This is a genomic window from Rhizobium sp. SL86 (assembly GCF_026672545.1).
Taxonomy (GTDB): Bacteria; Pseudomonadota; Alphaproteobacteria; order Rhizobiales; family Rhizobiaceae; genus Neorhizobium.
This window is the reverse complement of sequence record NZ_JAPPRJ010000002.1, coordinates 351,807-369,344: the sequence shown is the minus strand read 5'-3', so window position 1 is coordinate 369,344 and position 17,538 is coordinate 351,807. Positions and strand designations below refer to the sequence as shown.

Sequence of the window (17,538 nt, the reverse complement as noted above, 5' to 3'; positions counted from 1 at the left end):
TCGTTTTTACCCCCGAGGGAACAAGGCGCCGCCCCCTAATGTTCCTGAAGCCCATACAACGAGTGAAAACCCATGCTATCCCCTCTCGAACTCATCTCCATTCTGCTGACGCTGACCGCCATCTTCGGCTGGGTGAACGAGCGTTTCTTCAAGCTGCCGGAGACGATCGGCGTGCTGATTATGGGCCTCCTCGCCTCGATCCTGCTTCTGGTCGTCGAACTCGTTTTTCACGAGGTCGCGCTGTACGAGGATCTCGCCCGTGTGGTGCGGCAGGTGGATTTTCAGCGAACCGTGCTGGATGGAATGCTCGCCTTTCTTCTGTTTGCCGGCGCCCTGCATGTGGATTTCAGCGCGTTGCGCGATCGCGCCTGGGTCGTTGCCGCCATGGCGAGCCTCGGTGTGGTCTTATCCACCCTTCTCGTTGCAACCGGCGTCTGGCTGGTAAGCCAGGCCATCGGCACGTCCCTGCCCTTCATCTGGGCTCTCGTTTTTGGCGCGCTGATCAGCCCGACAGATCCAGTGGCCGTGCTCGCTACACTGAAATCGGTCAAGGTTCCGCAGTCGCTGGAAGCCGACATGAGCGGCGAGTCGCTCTTCAACGACGGCATCGGCGTTGTGGTCTTCACCATCATGCTGACGATCGCAACCGGCGAGGGACACAGTGCCGCGGGTTTTAGCGGCGCAGCGAACCTTCTGGCGCTCGAAGCCTTCGGCGGCGCGGCGGTCGGCCTCGCCGGCGGCTACATCGCCTTCCTCGCCATGCAGCGGATCGACAACTATTCCATTGAGGTGCTGATCTCCCTGGCATTGGTGGCCGGCAGCTATGCGCTCGCCTCCCGTTTCGGCATGAGCGGACCGATTGCCGTGGTGGTCGCCGGCCTCTTTGTCGGCAATCGTGGCCCGAAACGCGCGATGAGCGATCTGACGCAACGCTATCTCTTCGGCTTCTGGACCCTGATCGATGAGATCCTGAACGCCATCCTGTTCCTGTTGATCGGTCTGGAGGTCCTGGTGCTTCGGCTTGATCCGTCGCTCGGCCTTCTGCCGCTTGCGGCGATCCCGATCGCACTTCTGGCACGCTTCATTTCCGTCAGCCTGCCGGTTCTCGTCCTGTCACGGGCAAAGCCCTTCGTGTCCGGCACCATTGCCACCCTGACCTGGGGCGGCCTTAAGGGTGGTATTTCGGTCGCTCTCGCGCTGTCCATTCCCGAGGGAGAACACAAGTCGGTGATCCTCGCGGCCACCTACACCGTGGTCATCTTCACCATCATCGTACAGGGGCTGACACTGCGCCGATTGGTGCAACGGGTCGTGACCTAGCTCATTCGGCGGCGGATGGGCCGGCATCACGCGACTGTCCGGCGGTGCGCGCACCGCGTTCCAGATAATCCCGGACATAGATTTCGCGCACCAGAACGATGGCGAGCGCCGTCAGCGGCGTTGCCAGCGCAAGCCCCAGGATACCAAACAGGGCGGCCAGCAGGATCTGAACGGAAATGATGAGGGCAGGCGGCAAGTGCACCTCATGGCGCTGGATGAGGGGCGTCAGCAGGTAGCTTTCCAGCGTCTGAACGCAGATGTAGACGGCCAGAACCCAGACGACCATGACCATGCCGTTGGGCAAGGCGAGCGACAGGGCCGGCAGGCAGGCAAGGATCGGCCCGATGTTCGGAATAAAAGCCAGAAGTGCGGCGATGACGCCGAGCAGAAAAGGCAGCGGCAAACCGATGGCCCAGAGCCCCAGCGCTGTGAGTACGCCGACGGCCGCCATCGACAGGAACTGTGCCTTCAGCCAGTGCCGCAACTGCGACGCGGAGCGTCTCAGCACCTCTTCACCGCGACCGGATGTTTCCGGCGGCAGCAGTGCGATCAACCCACGCCGATAGACGCCGGGCTCCAGTGCACCATAGAGCCCGATGAACAATATGATGACGAGATTGCCGAGACCGCCGAAGGTTGTCGTGACGGCGGATGTGGCCGTCGAGCGGAAGCTGCCGGTCATCAGATCCTCGATCGACAACCGGGCCATCATGTCCTGGCCCCACTGATAATGGTTGAGCCAGCCTTCCAGGCGCTCCAGCGCCTTCGGAACGGCATCCGACAGCTGATCAACCTGTTCCGCCACCGATGGCGTGAACCACACCCCCATCACGACAAGCATTGCCGCCATCAGCAGCGCAAAAACGATCACCCCGGCCCGTTCGCTCATACCCGTCGCGGCCGAAATCCGGCTCCCGCCCGCATTGAGCAGGATTGCAAACAGCAGTCCGGCAAAGGTGAGCAGCAGCATGGACGGTGCAGCGATCATCAACAGGATCAGCACCACCAGCAGAACGTAAACTGAGATTTTCGAGCGCGACATCAGGTTCTCCGGACAAGCCGGTCCAACGTCTGCCGCAAGCGAGGGTTCCAGTATCCCCCGCCGCCAGTTCACCAGCGAAGAAAAAGGCGCCCGAGAGCCGCTCCCATAACGGTGACGACGGTCACCGCCAGTCCATACCAGGTCGCAACGAAAAGCGGACTGTCATCCGTACAATGCAAGGCATAGGCGGTGACTGCGATGCCGGCAGCCGCCAGCCCGGCAAAGGCGCCGGCCATGGTCGGACTTTCCGGCGCGCCGTTCCTCAACGCCAAGAGGAAAGCGGCAAGCGGCGGCAAGGCCAGAACCGGAACGGCGGCAATGCAGAAGAGGGAATTGCGGCCGATGAGATTGGCGAGCCAGACCGAACGCGGCAACACCATCAACTCTGCCCCGACTGCCGTGACAAGCAGACCAGCCGGGAGAAGCAGAAACAGAGCCATCGGTTTGATGGGAAGTCCGGGCTGTCCGATACGTCGGACAAGCAGGACCGAGCCGACTGCAAACAATAGCGAGATCGCCACCTTTGCGATCACGCGCATCGTTTCCATCTGGCCGAGAAGATTTTCCCTCAGGCCAAGTTCTGCGAACAGAAGGCTGGACGTCACGAGCCCGCCCGCGATAAGCGCGAGATTCATCAGCGGCAAAAGCCGCCGCTTCACCGCGGTATCCTGCGCCAGCAGGTTGATCAGATCATCCGTCTTCACCTGTTTTACTCCGGTATATCTGGGCGAGCGACTTCAGCGCGCGATGCAGCGAAACCCGCACCGCCACTTCCGTCATCTTCAGCCGTGTCGCCGTTTCGCGTACGCTCGCGCCTTCGATCGAAATCGAGCGGACGATATCGCGCTGCGGCTCCTTCAGTCGTGTCAGCACCTGTTCTGCGTCCAACCGATCCGTGGCGCTGAACTGCGGATCGATCGCCAGGCTTTCCAGCACATCCTCAAGAGGCACGCTGATATGGCGGCCACGCCGGCGAAGCGAGTCGATCAGCTTGTTGCGCACGATCGCCGACAACCAGGGACCAATCGGTCGCGCCGGATCCCAGGTGCCACGCTTCATGTGGATCGTCAGCAACACATCCTGAACGACATCTTCGGCCTCGCTGGGCGGCGCACCCAAGTGATCGCACTTTCGTCGTGCCATCCTGCGCAGATGCGGCGTCACGTCCGTCAGGAATCGGTGGTACGACTGCGCATCGCCTGCCATGGCGCTGCGCATCCATTTCGCCCACTCTTCTTCACGCACCAAATGTGTCACTCGACATCCTTTACGGATCCCCGAGGACCATTGTTACATCGCTCTCGATAAATTTCACCGGCCCCGCACGCAATCTCGACACAAATCTGCGTGGGAAATAAAACAGAAGGAACTTCGGGCGAAATGAAAGGGGCGGTCAGCCCCCCGGCTGGAAGCGCGCTACCAGCGCATGGCGTTCGCCCGGATAACTGAACCGGACGAAGGTCACCGGGCCCCTCTGGCCCCCAGGTGCGGCGTTCGATGACGAGACATGCCGCACCGCGGACCATATCGAGTTTCGCCGCAATCTCAGCCGTTGCGGAAATGGCCTGGATGCGGTGCTCGGCAGCATTCCACGGAACCCGGCTGATCAGCCAGGCTCCCGGCGAGAGAATCGCAAACGCTTCCGTTTCGGCTTCCGGCACCGTCGTCAGGTTGATCAGGCGACGCTCAAGGCAGAAGGGGCGGTCGCCAGCATAATGGATGACGGACAGATCGAGAACCGGCCCACCTTCGACAAGCTCGAGCTGGGCGCGATCCTCGCTGGTTGCCTTGCGGCGGGTCTTCACCTCGATCTGATATCGATAGGACAGATGAAGCGAGCGGACTTCCGTTTCGATATCGTGGATTTCCAAAACGGCCGACTGGGCAACCGGCTGGGCGACGAAACTGCCGGATTTCTTGCGGCGTTCGATCAGACCGGCGCGTGCCAGCTGCGTCAACACCTTGTTTGCCGTCATGCGCGAACAACCATACTGCGCCGCGAGATCCACCTCAAACGGCAGGCGAAAGCCGGGCTGCCATTCGCCGGAGAGAATACGCTGCTCGATATCGCCCAGAATGCGACTGTGCAGCGTTTTCTCTTTGTCCGTGCTCATCTGTCCAACAATTCCCGCATCACCTGATCGAACCGGCGCTTTATCGATTCGCGACGCCGATGGCGACCTTTTTCCACCAGCTTTTGTCCGGCAACCCAGGTGCAGTCCACCGCAATGCCTCCGGCAAAGATCCAATGGTCGAGAATCTGGTCTTCTGCGAGGTATGAAGCACTGTCGGCCGCAAGCGACACGAAGTCGGCGCTTCTGCCCTCGGCCAATCCAGCGGGCGCTGCGAGCGCCTGCCCGCCACCGGCCAGCACCTCCTCGAAAAGCCGACGACCGGTCGAACCATTCGCACGGGCAATCACGTTGCGTGCCTTGAGGCCGAGCCTCTGCGAATATTCGAGCTGCCGCAGTTCCTCGGATACGGAAATCAACACATTCGAATCCGAGCCGATGCCCAGTGCGCCGTCGGCGGCAAGATAGGCTTCGCCGTTGAAGATGCCGTCTCCAAGATTGGCCTCGGTGATCGGGCAAAGACCGGCAACGGCACCGGTAGCCGCCATACCCGCCGTCTCCTCGTTTGTCATATGAGTGGCGTGGATGAGGCACCAGCGGGAATCGACCGGCATTTCCTCCAGCAGGAACTGGACCGGACGGCGACCGGTCGCGGCAAGACAATCCTCCACTTCCTTCACCTGCTCGGCGACGTGGATGTGGATCGGACCGTCCTCTGCCAAAGGCAGGATGGCGCGAATCTCCTCCGCTGTCGCAGCCCGAAGGCTATGGGGTGCGAGACCCAGCCGTGCACCGGGAAGGTCGGCGGTCAGCGTACGGCAAGCCTCCATCTGCCGGGAGAAATCCTCAATGGAATGGATGAACCGCCGCTGGCCTTCCGTCGGGGCCGCGCCGCCAAAGCCGGAATGGGCGTAAAAGACCGGAAGCAGTGTGAGACCAATACCCGTCTCGACACTTGCCGCGACAATCCGTTCCGCCATCTCGGCGATATTGGCGTAAAGACCGCCGTCCTTATCGTGATGCAGATAGTGGAATTCCCCCACCCGTCCGAAACCGGATTCCAGCATCTCCATGTACAGCTCAGCCGCCACCGCTTCCACCTGATCCGGCGTCATGGACAGCGCGAAACGGTACATCAGCGTGCGCCAACTCCAGAAACTGTCGGCTCCCGGTCCGCGCAGTTCGGCAAGGCCGGCCATGGCACGCTGAAAGGCGTGGCTGTGCAGGTTCGGCATCGCGGGGATGATGACATCATGATGCTCGTCACCCGCTTCGGGCACGGCGTTGGATGCGATCTGCGCGATCGTTCCGCCGGCAATCTGCAGGCGCACATCCCTTGCCCATCCCTCCGGCAGCAGCGCTGATCGTGCAAAGATCGCCGTCGTCATGCTTGAACCCCTTCCCTGCAGTCTCTGCAATTTTCGTCTTGCGTCCTGACTATCATGTATATACATTATCCGCAAATGGGAAGGTGGAACGCCATGCAGAAATTCCAGCCGAAAGAGGGTGAAGGCGCGCCACGCCTCTGGACCGGGGCGAGGATCGCAACACTTGTCAAAGGCGCGCTTCCCATCGAAAACGGGGCTCTCCTGATCGAGGATGGGCAGATCACCTATGTAGGACCGGAGGCGGGTCTGCCAGCCAACGTATCCGCCATCCGCGAGCGATTTGATTGCGGCGGCCGCTGGCTGCTACCCTCCTTCATCGACTGCCACACACATCTGATCTATGGCGGCAACCGAGCGATGGAATTCGAGATGCGGCTGGCGGGTGCGACCTATGAGGAAATCGCCCGCGCCGGTGGCGGCATCGTCTCGTCGGTCACGGCCACCAATGCACTGAGCGTCGATCAGCTGGTGAAAACCGCCCTGCCCCGGCTTGATACGCTGATCGCGGAGGGTATCTCCACCGTCGAGATCAAGTCCGGTTATGCGCTCACCATTGAAGGTGAGCTCAACATGCTGCGCGCCGCCCGCCAGCTGGAAAAGATCCGCCCCGTGCGTATCGTCACCTCCTGGCTTGCCGCCCATGCCACGCCGCCGGCCTACAAGGGCCGCAACGGCGATTACATCAGCGATATCGTCATCCCGGGCTTGCGCGCCGCCCATGCCGAAGGCCTTGTCGATGCAGTCGATGGTTTTTGCGAGGGCATCGCATTTTCGCCGGCGGAGATCGCCCGTGTCTTCGATGAGGCCAGGGCTCTGGGACTGCCGGTCAAACTGCACGCCGAACAACTGTCCGATCTGAAGGGCGCAAAACTTGCCGCCGGGTATGGTGCGCTGTCTGCCGATCATCTGGAATATCTGGCAGACGAGGATGCAGCCGTGCTGGCTGCGGCCGGAACCGTCGCTGTTCTCCTGCCGGGCGCCTTCTACACGCTGCGCGAAAAACAGCTGCCGCCGGTCAAGGCGCTGCGACAGGCGGGCGCCTCGATCGCACTTGCGACCGACAGCAATCCCGGCACCTCGCCGCTTACCTCCCTGCTGATGACAATGAACATGGGCGCCACCCTGTTTGGCCTCACGGTCGAAGAATGCCTGGCCGGCGTGACGCGCGAAGCGGCCCGTGCGCTTGGCCTTCTCTCCGAAACCGGCACGCTGGAAATCGGCAAGGCTGCCGACTTCACGCTCTGGGACATCGAGCGTCCCGCCGAACTTGTCTACCGCATCGGTTTTAACCCGCTCTTCCAGCGGGTCTGGAACGGCCGCATCACCTCTGCCTCTGCAGGAGCCTCCGCATGACCATTACCCTTCACCCCGGCCGCGTGACACTCACCGAGCTTGCGCAGATCTACTGGACCGGCGAAGCCGCCATGCTGGACCGCAGTTTTGATGCCGGCATTGAAAAGGCCGCGGTGCGTATTGCCCAGATCGCCGCCGGCAATGAACCGGTCTACGGCATCAATACCGGCTTCGGGAAACTCGCCTCGATCAAGATCGATGCGGCAGACACGGCGACACTGCAGCGCAACCTTATCCTCTCGCATTGCTGCGGGGTCGGTCAGCCGTTGCCGGAGACGATCGTCCGCCTGATCATGGCGCTGAAGCTGATCTCGCTCGGGCGCGGTGCGTCCGGTGTGCGCCTTGATCTCGTACGCCTGATCGAAGGCATGCTGGAAAAGGGTGTCACGCCACTGATCCCGGAAAAAGGATCGGTCGGCGCCTCGGGAGATTTGGCGCCGCTTGCCCATATGGCCGCCGTGATGATGGGTGAGGCGGAGGCCTTTTATCGGGGCGAACGCCTTTCCGGCGCTGAAGCCCTCGCCCGAGCCGGCCTTAAACCGGTGGTGCTCGCCGCCAAGGAAGGTCTCGCGCTGATCAACGGCACGCAGGCTTCCACTGCGCTGGCGCTTGCCGGGCTTTTTCGTGCTCATCGCGCGGCGCAAGCCGCATTAATCACCGGCGCGCTATCGACCGATGCGGCAATGGGGTCCTCCGCTCCCTTCACCGCAGACATCCACACCCTGCGCGGTCACAGGGGCCAGATCGATACGGCAGCGGCTCTGCGTAGTCTCTTGGAAGGTTCGGTGATCCGCCAGAGCCATCTCGAAGGCGACGAACGGGTGCAGGACCCCTATTGCATCCGCTGCCAGCCGCAGGTGGATGGCGCCTGCCTGGATCTCTTGCGCATGGCCGGCCGCACGCTGGAAATCGAAGCCAATGCAGTGACCGACAATCCGCTGGTGCTGTCGGATATGAGCGTCGTCTCCGGCGGCAACTTCCACGCAGAACCGGTGGCCTTCGCCGCCGACCAGATTGCCATCGCACTGTGTGAAATCGGCGCGATTGCACAGCGCCGTATCGCTCTTCTGGTCGATCCCGCCCTCTCCTACGGCCTGCCGGCCTTCCTCGCCAAGAAGCCGGGGCTGAATTCCGGCCTGATGATTGCCGAGGTGACCTCTGCTGCGCTGATGAGCGAGAACAAGCAGATGGCGCACCCGGCTTCGGTCGATTCAACGCCCACCTCCGCCAATCAGGAAGACCATGTCTCCATGGCCTGCCACGGCGCCCGACGTCTCCTCCAGATGACCGATAATCTCTTCTCGATCATCGGCATCGAGGCGCTGACGGCCGCGCAAGGCGTGGAATTCCGTTCACCGCTCACAACGAGCCCGGAACTGCTTAAGGCGATCGCTGCCATTCGCGCTGTTGTGCCGACGCTGGAAGAGGATCGTTTCATGGCGCCGGATCTGGCTGCGGCCTCCACGCTCGTCGCCGACGGGTGGCTGGTGGCCAGCGTCTCGACGGATCTCCTGCCTGGACTGGATGTGTAAGAACATGACCGCCCCCTTCACCGTCACCCGTGGCACCTCGCCCGTTATCCTCGCATTCCCGCACACCGGCACGGAAGTCCCGCCCGCGATCTGGGATCGGTTGAACGACAATGGACAACTGCTGGCCGATACGGACTGGCACATCCATCAGCTTTATGCCGGCCTGCTGCCGGATGCCACGACGGTGCGGGCCAGCTTCCACCGCTACGTGATCGATGCCAATCGCGATCCGACGGGAACAAGCCTCTATCCGGGGCAGAACACCACCGGCCTCATTCCGGAAACGGATTTCGATGGCAAGCCGATCTGGAAAGAGGGGCAGCAGCCGACAGAGGCGGATATTGCCGAACGGCTCAAAGGCTTCCACGCTCCCTATCACGCAGCGCTTGCCGCCGAAATCGAGCGGGTGAAGGCGCTGCATGGCCTCGCCGTTCTTTATGACTGCCATTCCATCCGCTCGCTGATCCCCTTCCTGTTTGAAGGCCGGCTGCCGGATTTCAACATCGGCACCGACATGGGGCGCACCTGCGCTCCGGCCATCGAGGCGGCAGTTTCGGATGTCGCTGCGAAAGCCAACGGTTACACAAACATCGTCAACGGCCGCTTCAAGGGCGGCTGGACGACCCGTCATTATGGTCGACCGGACGAGGGCATGCACGCCATCCAGATGGAGCTTGCGCAGATCAGCCATCTGGCGACGGAAGCGCCGCCCTTCGCCTATGACGAGGGAAAGGCCGGGCGGCTGCGCGAACATCTGAGGGCCATTCTGCAGCAGATCGAAGCAATCGCATTGGAGCTGGCTCAGGAAGATGCCCCTCATCCGCCTGCCGGCACCTTCTCCCCGTGAACGGGGAGAAGGACACGCGCCGCAACGTCTCCGTCCCCTCGCCCCGCTTGCGGGGAGAGGGCCAGGGTGAGGGGCAAACCGGACGCGCCATCGACCAAACAAGAGCACCATTGAGCAGGGAACACGATCATGAACAACCCACGCCACAATATCCGCGAGGTCCGCGCCGCAACCGGGACCGACCTCTCCGCCAAAAGCTGGATGACGGAAGCGCCGCTCCGGATGCTGATGAACAATCTCGATCCGGATGTCGCCGAACGCCCGCATGAACTGGTGGTGTATGGCGGCATCGGCCGGGCGGCCCGCACCTGGGACGATTTCGACAAGATCGTCGAGACGCTGAAAACGCTGAGCGAAGAGGAAACGCTCATCGTCCAGTCCGGCAAACCGGTCGGCGTGTTTCGCACCCACAAGGATGCGCCGCGCGTGCTGATCGCGAATTCCAATCTGGTGCCGCATTGGGCGACCTGGGACCACTTCAACGAGCTGGATAAAAAGGGGCTTGCCATGTACGGCCAGATGACGGCCGGCTCGTGGATCTATATCGGCACGCAGGGCATCGTGCAGGGCACCTACGAGACCTTCGTGGAGGCAGGCCGCCAGCATTATGGCGGCAACCTGAAGGGTAAGTGGATTCTGACCGGCGGTCTCGGCGGCATGGGCGGGGCGCAGCCACTCGCCGCCGTCATGGCCGGCGCCTGCTGCCTTGCCGTGGAATGCGACGAGACCCGTATCGATTTCCGTCTGCGCACGCGTTATGTCGACGCAAAGGCGCATACGCTCGATGAAGCGCTCGCCCTGATCGACGAGTGGACGAAGGCCGGCGAGGCAAAATCGGTCGGTCTTCTTGGCAATGCCGCCGATATTTTTCCGGAACTCGTCCGCCGTGGTGTGAAGCCCGATATCGTCACCGACCAGACCTCGGCGCATGACCCGATCCATGGTTATTTGCCCTCCGGCTGGAGCGTCGCGGAATGGCGCGCGAAGCAGGAGAGCGATCCGAAAGCGGTGGAAACCGCCGCCCGCGCCTCGATGAAAACCCATGTGCAGGCCATGGTCGACTTCTGGAACATGGGCGTGCCGACGCTCGATTACGGCAACAATATCCGCCAGGTCGCCAAGGAGGAAGGCTTCGAAAATGCCTTCGCCTTCCCGGGCTTCGTACCGGCCTATATCCGTCCCCTCTTCTGCCGCGGCATCGGCCCCTTCCGCTGGGCGGCCCTCTCCGGCGACCCGGAGGATATCTACAAGACCGACGCCAAGGTGAAAGAACTGCTGCCCGACAACAAACACCTGCACAACTGGCTGGACATGGCGCGCGAGCGCATTGCCTTCCAGGGCCTGCCGGCCCGCATCTGCTGGGTGGGGTTAGGCGACCGCCACAAGCTGGGGCTCGCCTTCAACGAGATGGTGCGCAACGGCGAGTTGAAGGCCCCGGTCGTCATCGGTCGCGATCATCTGGATAGCGGCTCCGTCGCCTCGCCGAACCGCGAAACCGAAGCGATGAGGGATGGCTCGGATGCCGTCTCCGACTGGCCGCTCTTGAATGCGCTGCTCAATTGCGCCTCGGGTGCCACCTGGGTGTCGCTGCATCACGGCGGTGGCGTTGGCATGGGCTTTTCCCAGCATTCCGGCATGGTGATCTGCGCCGACGGCACGGATGATGCGGCCCGCCGGCTGGAGCGTGTGTTGTGGAACGATCCGGCAACCGGCGTCATGCGCCATGCGGATGCGGGCTACGAGATCGCGCTCGACTGCGCAACGGAAAAGGGCCTGCGCCTGCCCGGCATTCTGGGCAACTGAGCGATGAAGGTCCTCAGAGCCTCCGACTACAAGCGCATGCCCTGGAAGAACGGCGGCGGCGAGACGGCGGAGATCGCCGTCTTTCCCCATGGGGCTGCGTTTTCAGAATTCGGCTGGCGGATCAGCATGGCAACCGTTGCCGTCGATGGTCCATTCTCCGCCTTCCCCGGTGTCGATCGGACGCTGACGATTCTGTCAGGCACCGGGATGGAGCTTGCGATTGATGGCCGTGCGCCCACGACGCTCGACCCTCAATCCGTCCCGCTTGCTTTTCCGGCGGATGTGGCAACCAGTGCGCGGCTGACCGGCGGCATTGTTGTTGATCTCAACGTCATGACACGGCGGGATGCCTTCACACACCACGTCGAACGGCTGGCACTCCCGCATATCGGTCGCCGCAACGAGGCAACCGAATTCCTGTTTTGCAGCGCCGGAACGATCATGCTCGAGACAGAAGCCGGACGTTTCGAGCTGCAGGCCTTCGATTGCGCCGCGATCCCTTCCGAAAGCACCGTGCTTTCGGTGAGTGGGCATGGCGCGGCTCTGATGATCGAGATCCATCCCGCTGACCGGGCGTCCTGACCGGAGGAATGAAACTTAACTGCTGCGCCGATGCAGCAGCGTGAAACGGGTATCGATTGTCGTCTGGCTGTCCGGCTCCTTGCCGGCCATGTGCTCGACGATCAACCGCGCGGCTTCCTTGCCGATCAGATCACCGGATGGCCGGATGGTGCTGAGTGGCGGGTTGCAGGCGGCGCTGAAGCTGAGATCCCCGAAACCGATGGTCGCCAGCCGGTCCGGCACAGCGATTTTCAGACGCTCACACTCGAACAGAACCCCCAGCGCGACGTGGTCGTTCGAGCAGGCAATGCCATCCGTCTGCGGAAAATCCTGCATCGTTTCAGACAACAGCATGGCGCCCGCCTCCGCCGAGGAGGGAGCGGGGTGCTGCACGACGTTGACTTCGACACCCGCTTCACTTGCCGCAGCGACAAAGCCATCACAACGCAGCCGCGCGCGCCGGTCCTCGTGCATGCGGGCGCCCAGATAAGCGAGGTGCCGCCTGCCCTGCTGGATCAGGTGCCGCGCGGCCGCCGCTCCCACCTGATCGTGGTGGAAACCGATCGCCGCGTCGATCTGCGGGCCGCCGAGTTCCCAGATCTCGATGACCGGAACCTTGACCTTGCTCAGCATGCGGCGCGTGGTCTCGCTGTGCGAGAGACCCGTCAGGACGATCGCCGCAGGCGCCCAGGAAAGGGCGGTGCGCACCAGATCTTCCTCTTCGCGCTCGTCATATTCCGTGTGTCCCAGAATGACCTGCAGGCGTTCCTTGCGCAGCGCCGTCTGCATGGCGGCCACGGTTTCGGCGAAAAAGGCGTTGCGAACGGACGGCACGATAATGCTGACGGCCCGCGAGGAGGCGGCCGCAAGGCCCCCAGCCACCAGATTGGGGACATAGTTGAGCTTGTCGATGGCGTGCGCGATGGCACTGCCCGCACCGGCCGATACCGCTTCCGGCCGCCGCAGATAAAGCGATACCGTGGATGGCGAAACCTTTGCGTATTCGGCCACATCCATCATGGTAATGCTCTGCATCTTGCGACGCTGCCGCGCCGGACGCTCAGAACCCGGCTTTTTTTCTTCTGACATGTCTCCCCCCATGTAGCGCTGCGAAAGAAGAATTAGCCCTTTGTGTTGTAAGGAGCAATCCTCAATTTCCAATACTTGCTTCAAATTATCCATAAATCCCAAATACACTCCAATATTTGTTTACCCTTCCCGGTGAAGCGGTGAAATTTGGAGTTCGGCTCTTGCATTCAGAAATCGTAGCGCTATGATGCGGCTCCAGTGGAATGCGGCTGGGACGACCGGTTCCGACGGTCGGGAGGATTGAATGGCTTCAGTAAGCCTTCGCAAGCTCGAAAAGAGCTATGGTGCACTACGCATCGTCAAGGGAATTGATCTCGAAATTCAGGATGGTGAGTTCGTTGTGTTCGTTGGCCCTTCCGGCTGCGGCAAATCAACGACGCTCAGAATGATTGCCGGTCTGGAAACGATCAGCGACGGAGAGATCCGCATCGGCGAACGAGCCGTCAACAAGCTGGCGCCGCGTGAGCGTGATATCGCCATGGTCTTCCAGGATTACGCGCTCTACCCGCACAAGACGGTGCGCGAGAACATGGGCTTCAGCCTGAAGGTCCGCGGCGTCTCGATGAAGGATGCCGAAAGCCGGATCACCGAAGCGGCAGAAATGCTCGGCATCGGCCATCTCCTGGATCGTCGCCCCGGCCAGCTGTCCGGCGGCCAGCGCCAGCGCGTTGCCATGGGGCGCGCCATCGTGCGCCGTCCGCAGGTTTTCCTCTTTGATGAGCCGCTCTCCAACCTGGATGCCAAGTTACGTGGCCAGGTGCGCACGGAAATCAAGCGCCTGCACCAGCAGATCGGCACCACCATCATCTACGTGACGCATGATCAGGTCGAGGCGATGACGCTGGCGGATCGCATCGTCATTCTGCGCGGAGGCGATATCGAGCAGGTCGGCACACCGGACGAGGTCTACAACCATCCGCAAAGCGTGTTCGTCGGCGGTTTCGTCGGTTCGCCGGCCATGAACTTCGCCAAGGCGAAGGTTCAGGATGGCGCGCTTGCCTTCGCCAATGGCGATCGCATTCCGCTGTCCGCTCTGGCTGCGGGAAAACAGCGCGTGGAAGACGGCCGCGAGGTCATCGTCGGTATCCGCCCGGAACATTTCGTCACCCTGGCCGACCCCGTCATGACCCTGACGGCAAAGGTTCAGGTCGTCGAGCCGCTCGGCTCCGACACACTCGTGCATTTTTCGATCGGCGGCGAAACGCTGACGGCGCGTATGCCGCCCGAGATGCGGCCGGAGGTCGGCGCAGACCTGCACCTCGGTCTCGACCCGACCAAGGTCCACCTTTTCGATGCCGCAACGGAACGCGTCATCGCATGATGCTCCGCGCGCGGGGGAGTTTCAAAGGGCCCGCGTACAGGAAGTGAATTGGGAGAATTCCATGCATAAGTCGGTCATGGTGGGGGCTCTGCTTTCCGCCAGCATCTTCGGTCTCGCAGCTCCGGCTTTCGCCGATACCGAGCTTAAGGTCTATATTTCCAGCCAGCATCAGCCGCAGGTCTGGCGCCAGGTGCTCGACAAGTTCGAGGCAGCCAATCCCGGCACGAAAGTGACGATCGAAACCGGCGGCAACACGTCCGAAGCGCAGGCGCAGTATCTCAACACCATCATGTCGGCGAAGGACGCCTCGCTTGACGTGCTGATCCTCGACGTCATCCGCCCGGCGCAGTTTGCCGCCGCCGGCTGGACGAGCCCCTTCGAGGGCAAGGATATGTCGGTCTATCTGCCGGCCTATGCCGAAGCCAACACGGTTGACGGCAAGGTCGTGGCCCTGCCGGCCTTTGCCGACTCGATGTTCCTCTACTACCGCAAGGATCTTCTGGAGAAGTATGGCATTCAGCCGCCCAAGACCTGGGACGAGCTGAAAGCTGCCGTGAAGAAGATCAACGGCGGGGAAAACAATCCCGACCTGCAGGGCCTGTCCTTCCAGGGCAAGGCAATCGAAGGTGCCGTCTGTACCTTCCTGCTGCCCTACTGGAGCCAGGGCAAGAACCTGGTCGACAACGGCAAGCTGACCTTCGACAAGACGGCCGCCGTCAACTCGCTGAAGCTCTGGAAGAGCTTTGTTGACGAGGGCGTTTCCAAGAAGAACATCGCCGAAGTTGCGACCGATGATACCCGCAAGGAATTCCAGGCCGGCAACGTCGTCTTTGCCGTCAACTGGTCCTATGCCTGGGCACAGTCGCAGGGCAAGGATTCCGCCGTGGTCGGCAAGGTCGGCGTGACCCGTCTTCCGGCCGTTGCTGGCGGCGAACAGGCCACCTGCCTTGGCGGCTGGGAATGGGGCGTCTCCGCCTATTCCAAGAACCAGGATGCCGCAAAGAAACTCGTCTCCTTCCTGTCCAGCCAGGAGGCATCCAAGCACATGGCGGTCAACGGCTCGCTGCTGCCGACCTATTCGCCACTTTACCAGGATGCCGATGTATTGAAGGCCGCTCCGTGGTTTGCCGATGCCAAGCAGGTGGTCGAGACCGCCAAGCCGCGTCCTGTCACTCCGCGCTACAACGAGGTGAGCGAAGTCATCCGCACGACGGTCAATGCCGTTCTGGCTGGCGTCACCACGCCGGAAGATGGCGCGGCGCAGATCGAAGCGCGTCTGAAGCGCATCCTGCGCTAACCAGCTGATCCAAAAGGGCGGCAGGATCTGCCGCCCTCGTCCGGATGCCGTCGGGCCGGTGCCACGGGCCGCCATGACGCATCATCGCCCTTTCTGTCTTGCATGCGGGAGCTGCAAAGGTGACCACCTCCACCCTCAACATCACCGACCGGATGGAAAAGCAGCCACCGGCCTGGTCGCGTCTTCTCGACCTCAGCGACAAGGCGCTTGCCGTGCTGCTGCTGGCCCCGGCCGGCCTGCTGTTGTCGCTCATCATCGTCTATCCGGTGCTGCGGCTGGTCTATACCAGCTTCTTTTCGCTCTCGCTCACGTCGGGATTGCCGGCAGAATTCGTCGGGCTGGAAAACTACCAGTTGATGATCGAGGATCCGGTCTTCTGGGAAACCACCTGGAACACCGTGCTGATCACGCTGATCACGGTCCCCGGCGCACTTGTCGTCGGCATGGCGCTGGCGCTCTTGGCCAACCTGCCGTTCCGCCGCCAGTGGCCGGTGCGCCTGTCGCTTCTGATCCCCTGGGCGCTGCCGCTCTCCTTTGCGGGATTGATCTTCGCCTGGTTCTTCCACTCCGAATACGGCGTCGTCAACGATGTGCTGGCCCGCTTCGGTATTGAGGGTGTCATCTGGTTCAACTCGCCGAGCCTCGCCTTTGCCGCCATCTGTCTGACCATCATCTGGAAGACCTCGTCCTTCATGGCGCTGATCATCCTGGCCGGCCTGCAGACCATTCCGCGCTCGCTCTACGAAGCCGCGGACGTGGACGGTGCGGGGCGCGTGCGCCAGTTCTTCGAAATCACGCTGCCGCTTCTGAAACCGGCGATCGTCGTGGCGCTGATCTTCCGCACGATCACTGCGCTGCAGACCTTCGATATTCCCTTCATGATGACCGGTGGCGGTCCCGGCACGTCGACCGCGACGCTCGCCATGTACATCCACCAGAACACCGTGTCCTTCCTCGATCTCGGTTACGGTTCAGCGCTCGCGGTGGTGATGTTCGCACTCTCCATGTGCGTGACCGTCATCTATCTGCGCATCATCCGGACCAAGGAGTAAGCCCATGAGCCAGGTTACCACCTCCGGTCCACAATCCGTCCTGTCGGGCCGGCCACTGCGCCTCATCGCCGCCGCCATCCTGTTGGTCAACGGCATGTTCCCGGCGCTCTGGATCCTCTTCACCTCGCTGAAGACCGAAGCCGAGCTGACGGTAAAACCGATCACCTGGCTGCCGCATGCGCCGACGGTTGCCAATTATATGCAGGCCTTTTCCGACCAGCCGTTGCACATCTTCCTGTTCAACAGCTTCATGGTGGCGTTGCTGTCCACCTGCACGACGCTGCTGGTCTCCGTATTGGCGGCCTATGCGCTGGCCCGGCTGAACCTCAAATACCGGGGCCTCATCCTGTCGGCCATCATCGCGGTCTCCACGTTCCCGCTGGTGACCTTGCTGGTGCCGCTCTTCGAGATCATGCGGGCGCTGAACCTGCTCAACACCTGGATCGCGCTGATCCTGCCCTATACGGTGCTATCATTGCCGGTCTGCACGCTGATGCTCGTCTCCTTCTTCGAAGGCATTCCGCGTGACCTCGAAAACGCCGCGATGATCGATGGCTGCACCCGGCTTGGCGCGCTCTTTAAGGTCGTCGTGCCGCTCTGCGCGCCGGGTGTGTTCACGGCCGGCATTCTCGCCTTCGTGAACGCCTGGGACGAGTTCCTGCTCGCACTCTCCTTCAACTCCAATCCGGCGCTGCGCACCCTGCCGGTCGGCATCCAGCTTTATCAGGGCGAATTCGCCTTTCCCTGGCCGGTCATTTCCGCAGCCCTCGTCGTCGGCATCGTGCCGGTCGCGATCCTTATCGTGATCTTCCAGGAGCGCGTCGTCTCCGGCCTCACCGCAGGCGGCATCAAGGGATAATG

15 protein-coding genes and 1 pseudogene are annotated in these 17,538 nt (G+C 62.1%); 10 read left to right on the top strand and 6 right to left on the bottom strand.

The window, feature by feature from the left end; translation table 11 throughout:
• Positions 1-72 precede the first annotated feature (72 nt).
• A complete protein-coding gene (locus OU993_RS13950; protein WP_268158335.1) occupies positions 73-1,320 on the top strand; it encodes a cation:proton antiporter in 1,248 nt (415 codons plus the stop codon).
• A gap of 1 nt (position 1,321) precedes the next feature.
• On the opposite strand, the gene OU993_RS13945 is transcribed toward OU993_RS13950, so the two are convergent.
• From OU993_RS13945 to OU993_RS13925, 5 genes and pseudogenes are all read right to left on the bottom strand, one after another.
• The gene (locus tag OU993_RS13945) at positions 1,322-2,362 is read right to left on the bottom strand and encodes an AI-2E family transporter (protein WP_268158333.1); all 1,041 of its coding nucleotides are present in this window, start codon (positions 2,360-2,362) and stop codon (positions 1,322-1,324) included.
• Positions 2,363-2,430: 68 nt separating this feature from the next.
• Positions 2,431-3,066: a DUF1109 domain-containing protein gene (locus OU993_RS13940; protein WP_268158331.1), complete on the bottom strand. Its 636-nt coding sequence runs from the start codon at positions 3,064-3,066 to the stop codon at positions 2,431-2,433.
• Positions 3,053-3,619 (bottom strand): sigma-70 family RNA polymerase sigma factor, encoded by a 567-nt coding sequence (locus tag OU993_RS13935; protein ID WP_268158330.1) that lies wholly within the window; start codon positions 3,617-3,619, stop codon positions 3,053-3,055. Before OU993_RS13935 ends, OU993_RS13940 begins: the two co-directional genes overlap by 14 nt.
• 136 nt (positions 3,620-3,755) lie before the next feature.
• Positions 3,756-4,476 (bottom strand): annotated as a pseudogene (gene hutC, locus OU993_RS13930) (histidine utilization repressor).
• Positions 4,473-5,822 carry a formimidoylglutamate deiminase gene (locus OU993_RS13925; protein WP_268158329.1) on the bottom strand — a complete coding sequence of 450 codons (1,350 nt, stop codon included), beginning with the start codon at positions 5,820-5,822 and terminating at the stop codon, positions 4,473-4,475. The pseudogene hutC and the gene OU993_RS13925 overlap by 4 nt, the downstream one beginning before the upstream one ends.
• Positions 5,823-5,897: 75 nt before the next feature.
• Between OU993_RS13925 and hutI the strand changes: the two genes are divergently transcribed.
• The 5 genes from hutI (at position 5,898) to OU993_RS13900 (ending at position 11,939) form a co-directional block, all read left to right on the top strand.
• Complete coding sequence (gene hutI / locus OU993_RS13920; RefSeq protein ID WP_442792964.1) at positions 5,898-7,175, top strand: imidazolonepropionase; 1,278 nt, start codon at positions 5,898-5,900, stop codon at positions 7,173-7,175.
• Entirely contained in the window at positions 7,172-8,707 is a 1,536-nt protein-coding gene (hutH, locus tag OU993_RS13915; protein ID WP_268158326.1) for a histidine ammonia-lyase, read from the top strand. Before hutI ends, hutH begins: the two co-directional genes overlap by 4 nt.
• A gap of 4 nt (positions 8,708-8,711) precedes the next feature.
• Entirely contained in the window at positions 8,712-9,554 is an 843-nt protein-coding gene (gene hutG, locus OU993_RS13910) for an N-formylglutamate deformylase (protein ID WP_268158324.1), read from the top strand.
• 129 nt (positions 9,555-9,683) lie between these two features.
• Positions 9,684-11,357, top strand: coding sequence for a urocanate hydratase (hutU, locus tag OU993_RS13905; RefSeq protein WP_268158322.1), 1,674 nt, complete (start codon positions 9,684-9,686; stop codon positions 11,355-11,357).
• A 3-nt stretch (positions 11,358-11,360) separates the two neighbouring features.
• Complete coding sequence (locus tag OU993_RS13900) at positions 11,361-11,939, top strand: HutD/Ves family protein (RefSeq protein ID WP_268158320.1); 579 nt, start codon at positions 11,361-11,363, stop codon at positions 11,937-11,939.
• A gap of 15 nt (positions 11,940-11,954) precedes the next feature.
• Here OU993_RS13900 and OU993_RS13895 read toward each other — a convergent pair whose 3' ends face one another.
• Positions 11,955-13,007, bottom strand: a complete 1,053-nt coding sequence (locus tag OU993_RS13895; RefSeq protein ID WP_268158318.1) for a LacI family DNA-binding transcriptional regulator — start codon at positions 13,005-13,007, stop codon at positions 11,955-11,957.
• Positions 13,008-13,251: 244 nt separating this feature from the next.
• Here OU993_RS13895 and OU993_RS13890 point away from each other — a divergent pair, with 244 nt between their 5' ends.
• The 4 genes from OU993_RS13890 to OU993_RS13875 all read left to right on the top strand — a co-directional run bounded on the left by OU993_RS13890 (position 13,252) and on the right by OU993_RS13875 (position 17,536).
• The gene (locus OU993_RS13890) at positions 13,252-14,328 is read left to right on the top strand and encodes an ABC transporter ATP-binding protein (RefSeq protein WP_268158316.1); all 1,077 of its coding nucleotides are present in this window, start codon (positions 13,252-13,254) and stop codon (positions 14,326-14,328) included.
• A 61-nt stretch (positions 14,329-14,389) separates the two neighbouring features.
• Positions 14,390-15,625: an ABC transporter substrate-binding protein gene (locus tag OU993_RS13885; RefSeq protein ID WP_268158315.1), complete on the top strand. Its 1,236-nt coding sequence runs from the start codon at positions 14,390-14,392 to the stop codon at positions 15,623-15,625.
• A 152-nt stretch (positions 15,626-15,777) separates the two neighbouring features.
• Complete coding sequence (locus OU993_RS13880; protein WP_268159666.1) at positions 15,778-16,677, top strand: carbohydrate ABC transporter permease; 900 nt, start codon at positions 15,778-15,780, stop codon at positions 16,675-16,677.
• A 4-nt stretch (positions 16,678-16,681) separates the two neighbouring features.
• Positions 16,682-17,536, top strand: a complete 855-nt coding sequence (locus OU993_RS13875; RefSeq protein WP_268158313.1) for a carbohydrate ABC transporter permease — start codon at positions 16,682-16,684, stop codon at positions 17,534-17,536.
• Positions 17,537-17,538 lie beyond the last annotated feature (2 nt).

Bases quoted from the DNA above. Each gene is read 5' to 3' on its own strand.
- OU993_RS13895 (WP_268158318.1), bottom strand. From the start codon at position 13,007: ATGTCAGAAGAAAAAAAGCCGGGTTCTGAGCGTCCGGCGCGGCAGCGT.
- hutG (WP_268158324.1), top strand. From the start codon at position 8,712: ATGACCGCCCCCTTCACCGTCACCCGTGGCACCTCGCCCGTTATCCTC.
- OU993_RS13885 (WP_268158315.1), top strand. From the start codon at position 14,390: ATGCATAAGTCGGTCATGGTGGGGGCTCTGCTTTCCGCCAGCATCTTC.
- OU993_RS13950 (WP_268158335.1), top strand. From the start codon at position 73: ATGCTATCCCCTCTCGAACTCATCTCCATTCTGCTGACGCTGACCGCC.
- OU993_RS13875 (WP_268158313.1), top strand. From the start codon at position 16,682: ATGAGCCAGGTTACCACCTCCGGTCCACAATCCGTCCTGTCGGGCCGG.
- OU993_RS13880 (WP_268159666.1), top strand. From the start codon at position 15,778: ATGGAAAAGCAGCCACCGGCCTGGTCGCGTCTTCTCGACCTCAGCGAC.
- hutI (WP_442792964.1), top strand. From the start codon at position 5,898: ATGGGAAGGTGGAACGCCATGCAGAAATTCCAGCCGAAAGAGGGTGAA.
- OU993_RS13900 (WP_268158320.1), top strand. From the start codon at position 11,361: ATGAAGGTCCTCAGAGCCTCCGACTACAAGCGCATGCCCTGGAAGAAC.
- hutH (WP_268158326.1), top strand. From the start codon at position 7,172: ATGACCATTACCCTTCACCCCGGCCGCGTGACACTCACCGAGCTTGCG.
- OU993_RS13925 (WP_268158329.1), bottom strand. From the start codon at position 5,822: ATGACGACGGCGATCTTTGCACGATCAGCGCTGCTGCCGGAGGGATGG.
- hutU (WP_268158322.1), top strand. From the start codon at position 9,684: ATGAACAACCCACGCCACAATATCCGCGAGGTCCGCGCCGCAACCGGG.
- OU993_RS13945 (WP_268158333.1), bottom strand. From the start codon at position 2,362: ATGTCGCGCTCGAAAATCTCAGTTTACGTTCTGCTGGTGGTGCTGATC.
- OU993_RS13890 (WP_268158316.1), top strand. From the start codon at position 13,252: ATGGCTTCAGTAAGCCTTCGCAAGCTCGAAAAGAGCTATGGTGCACTA.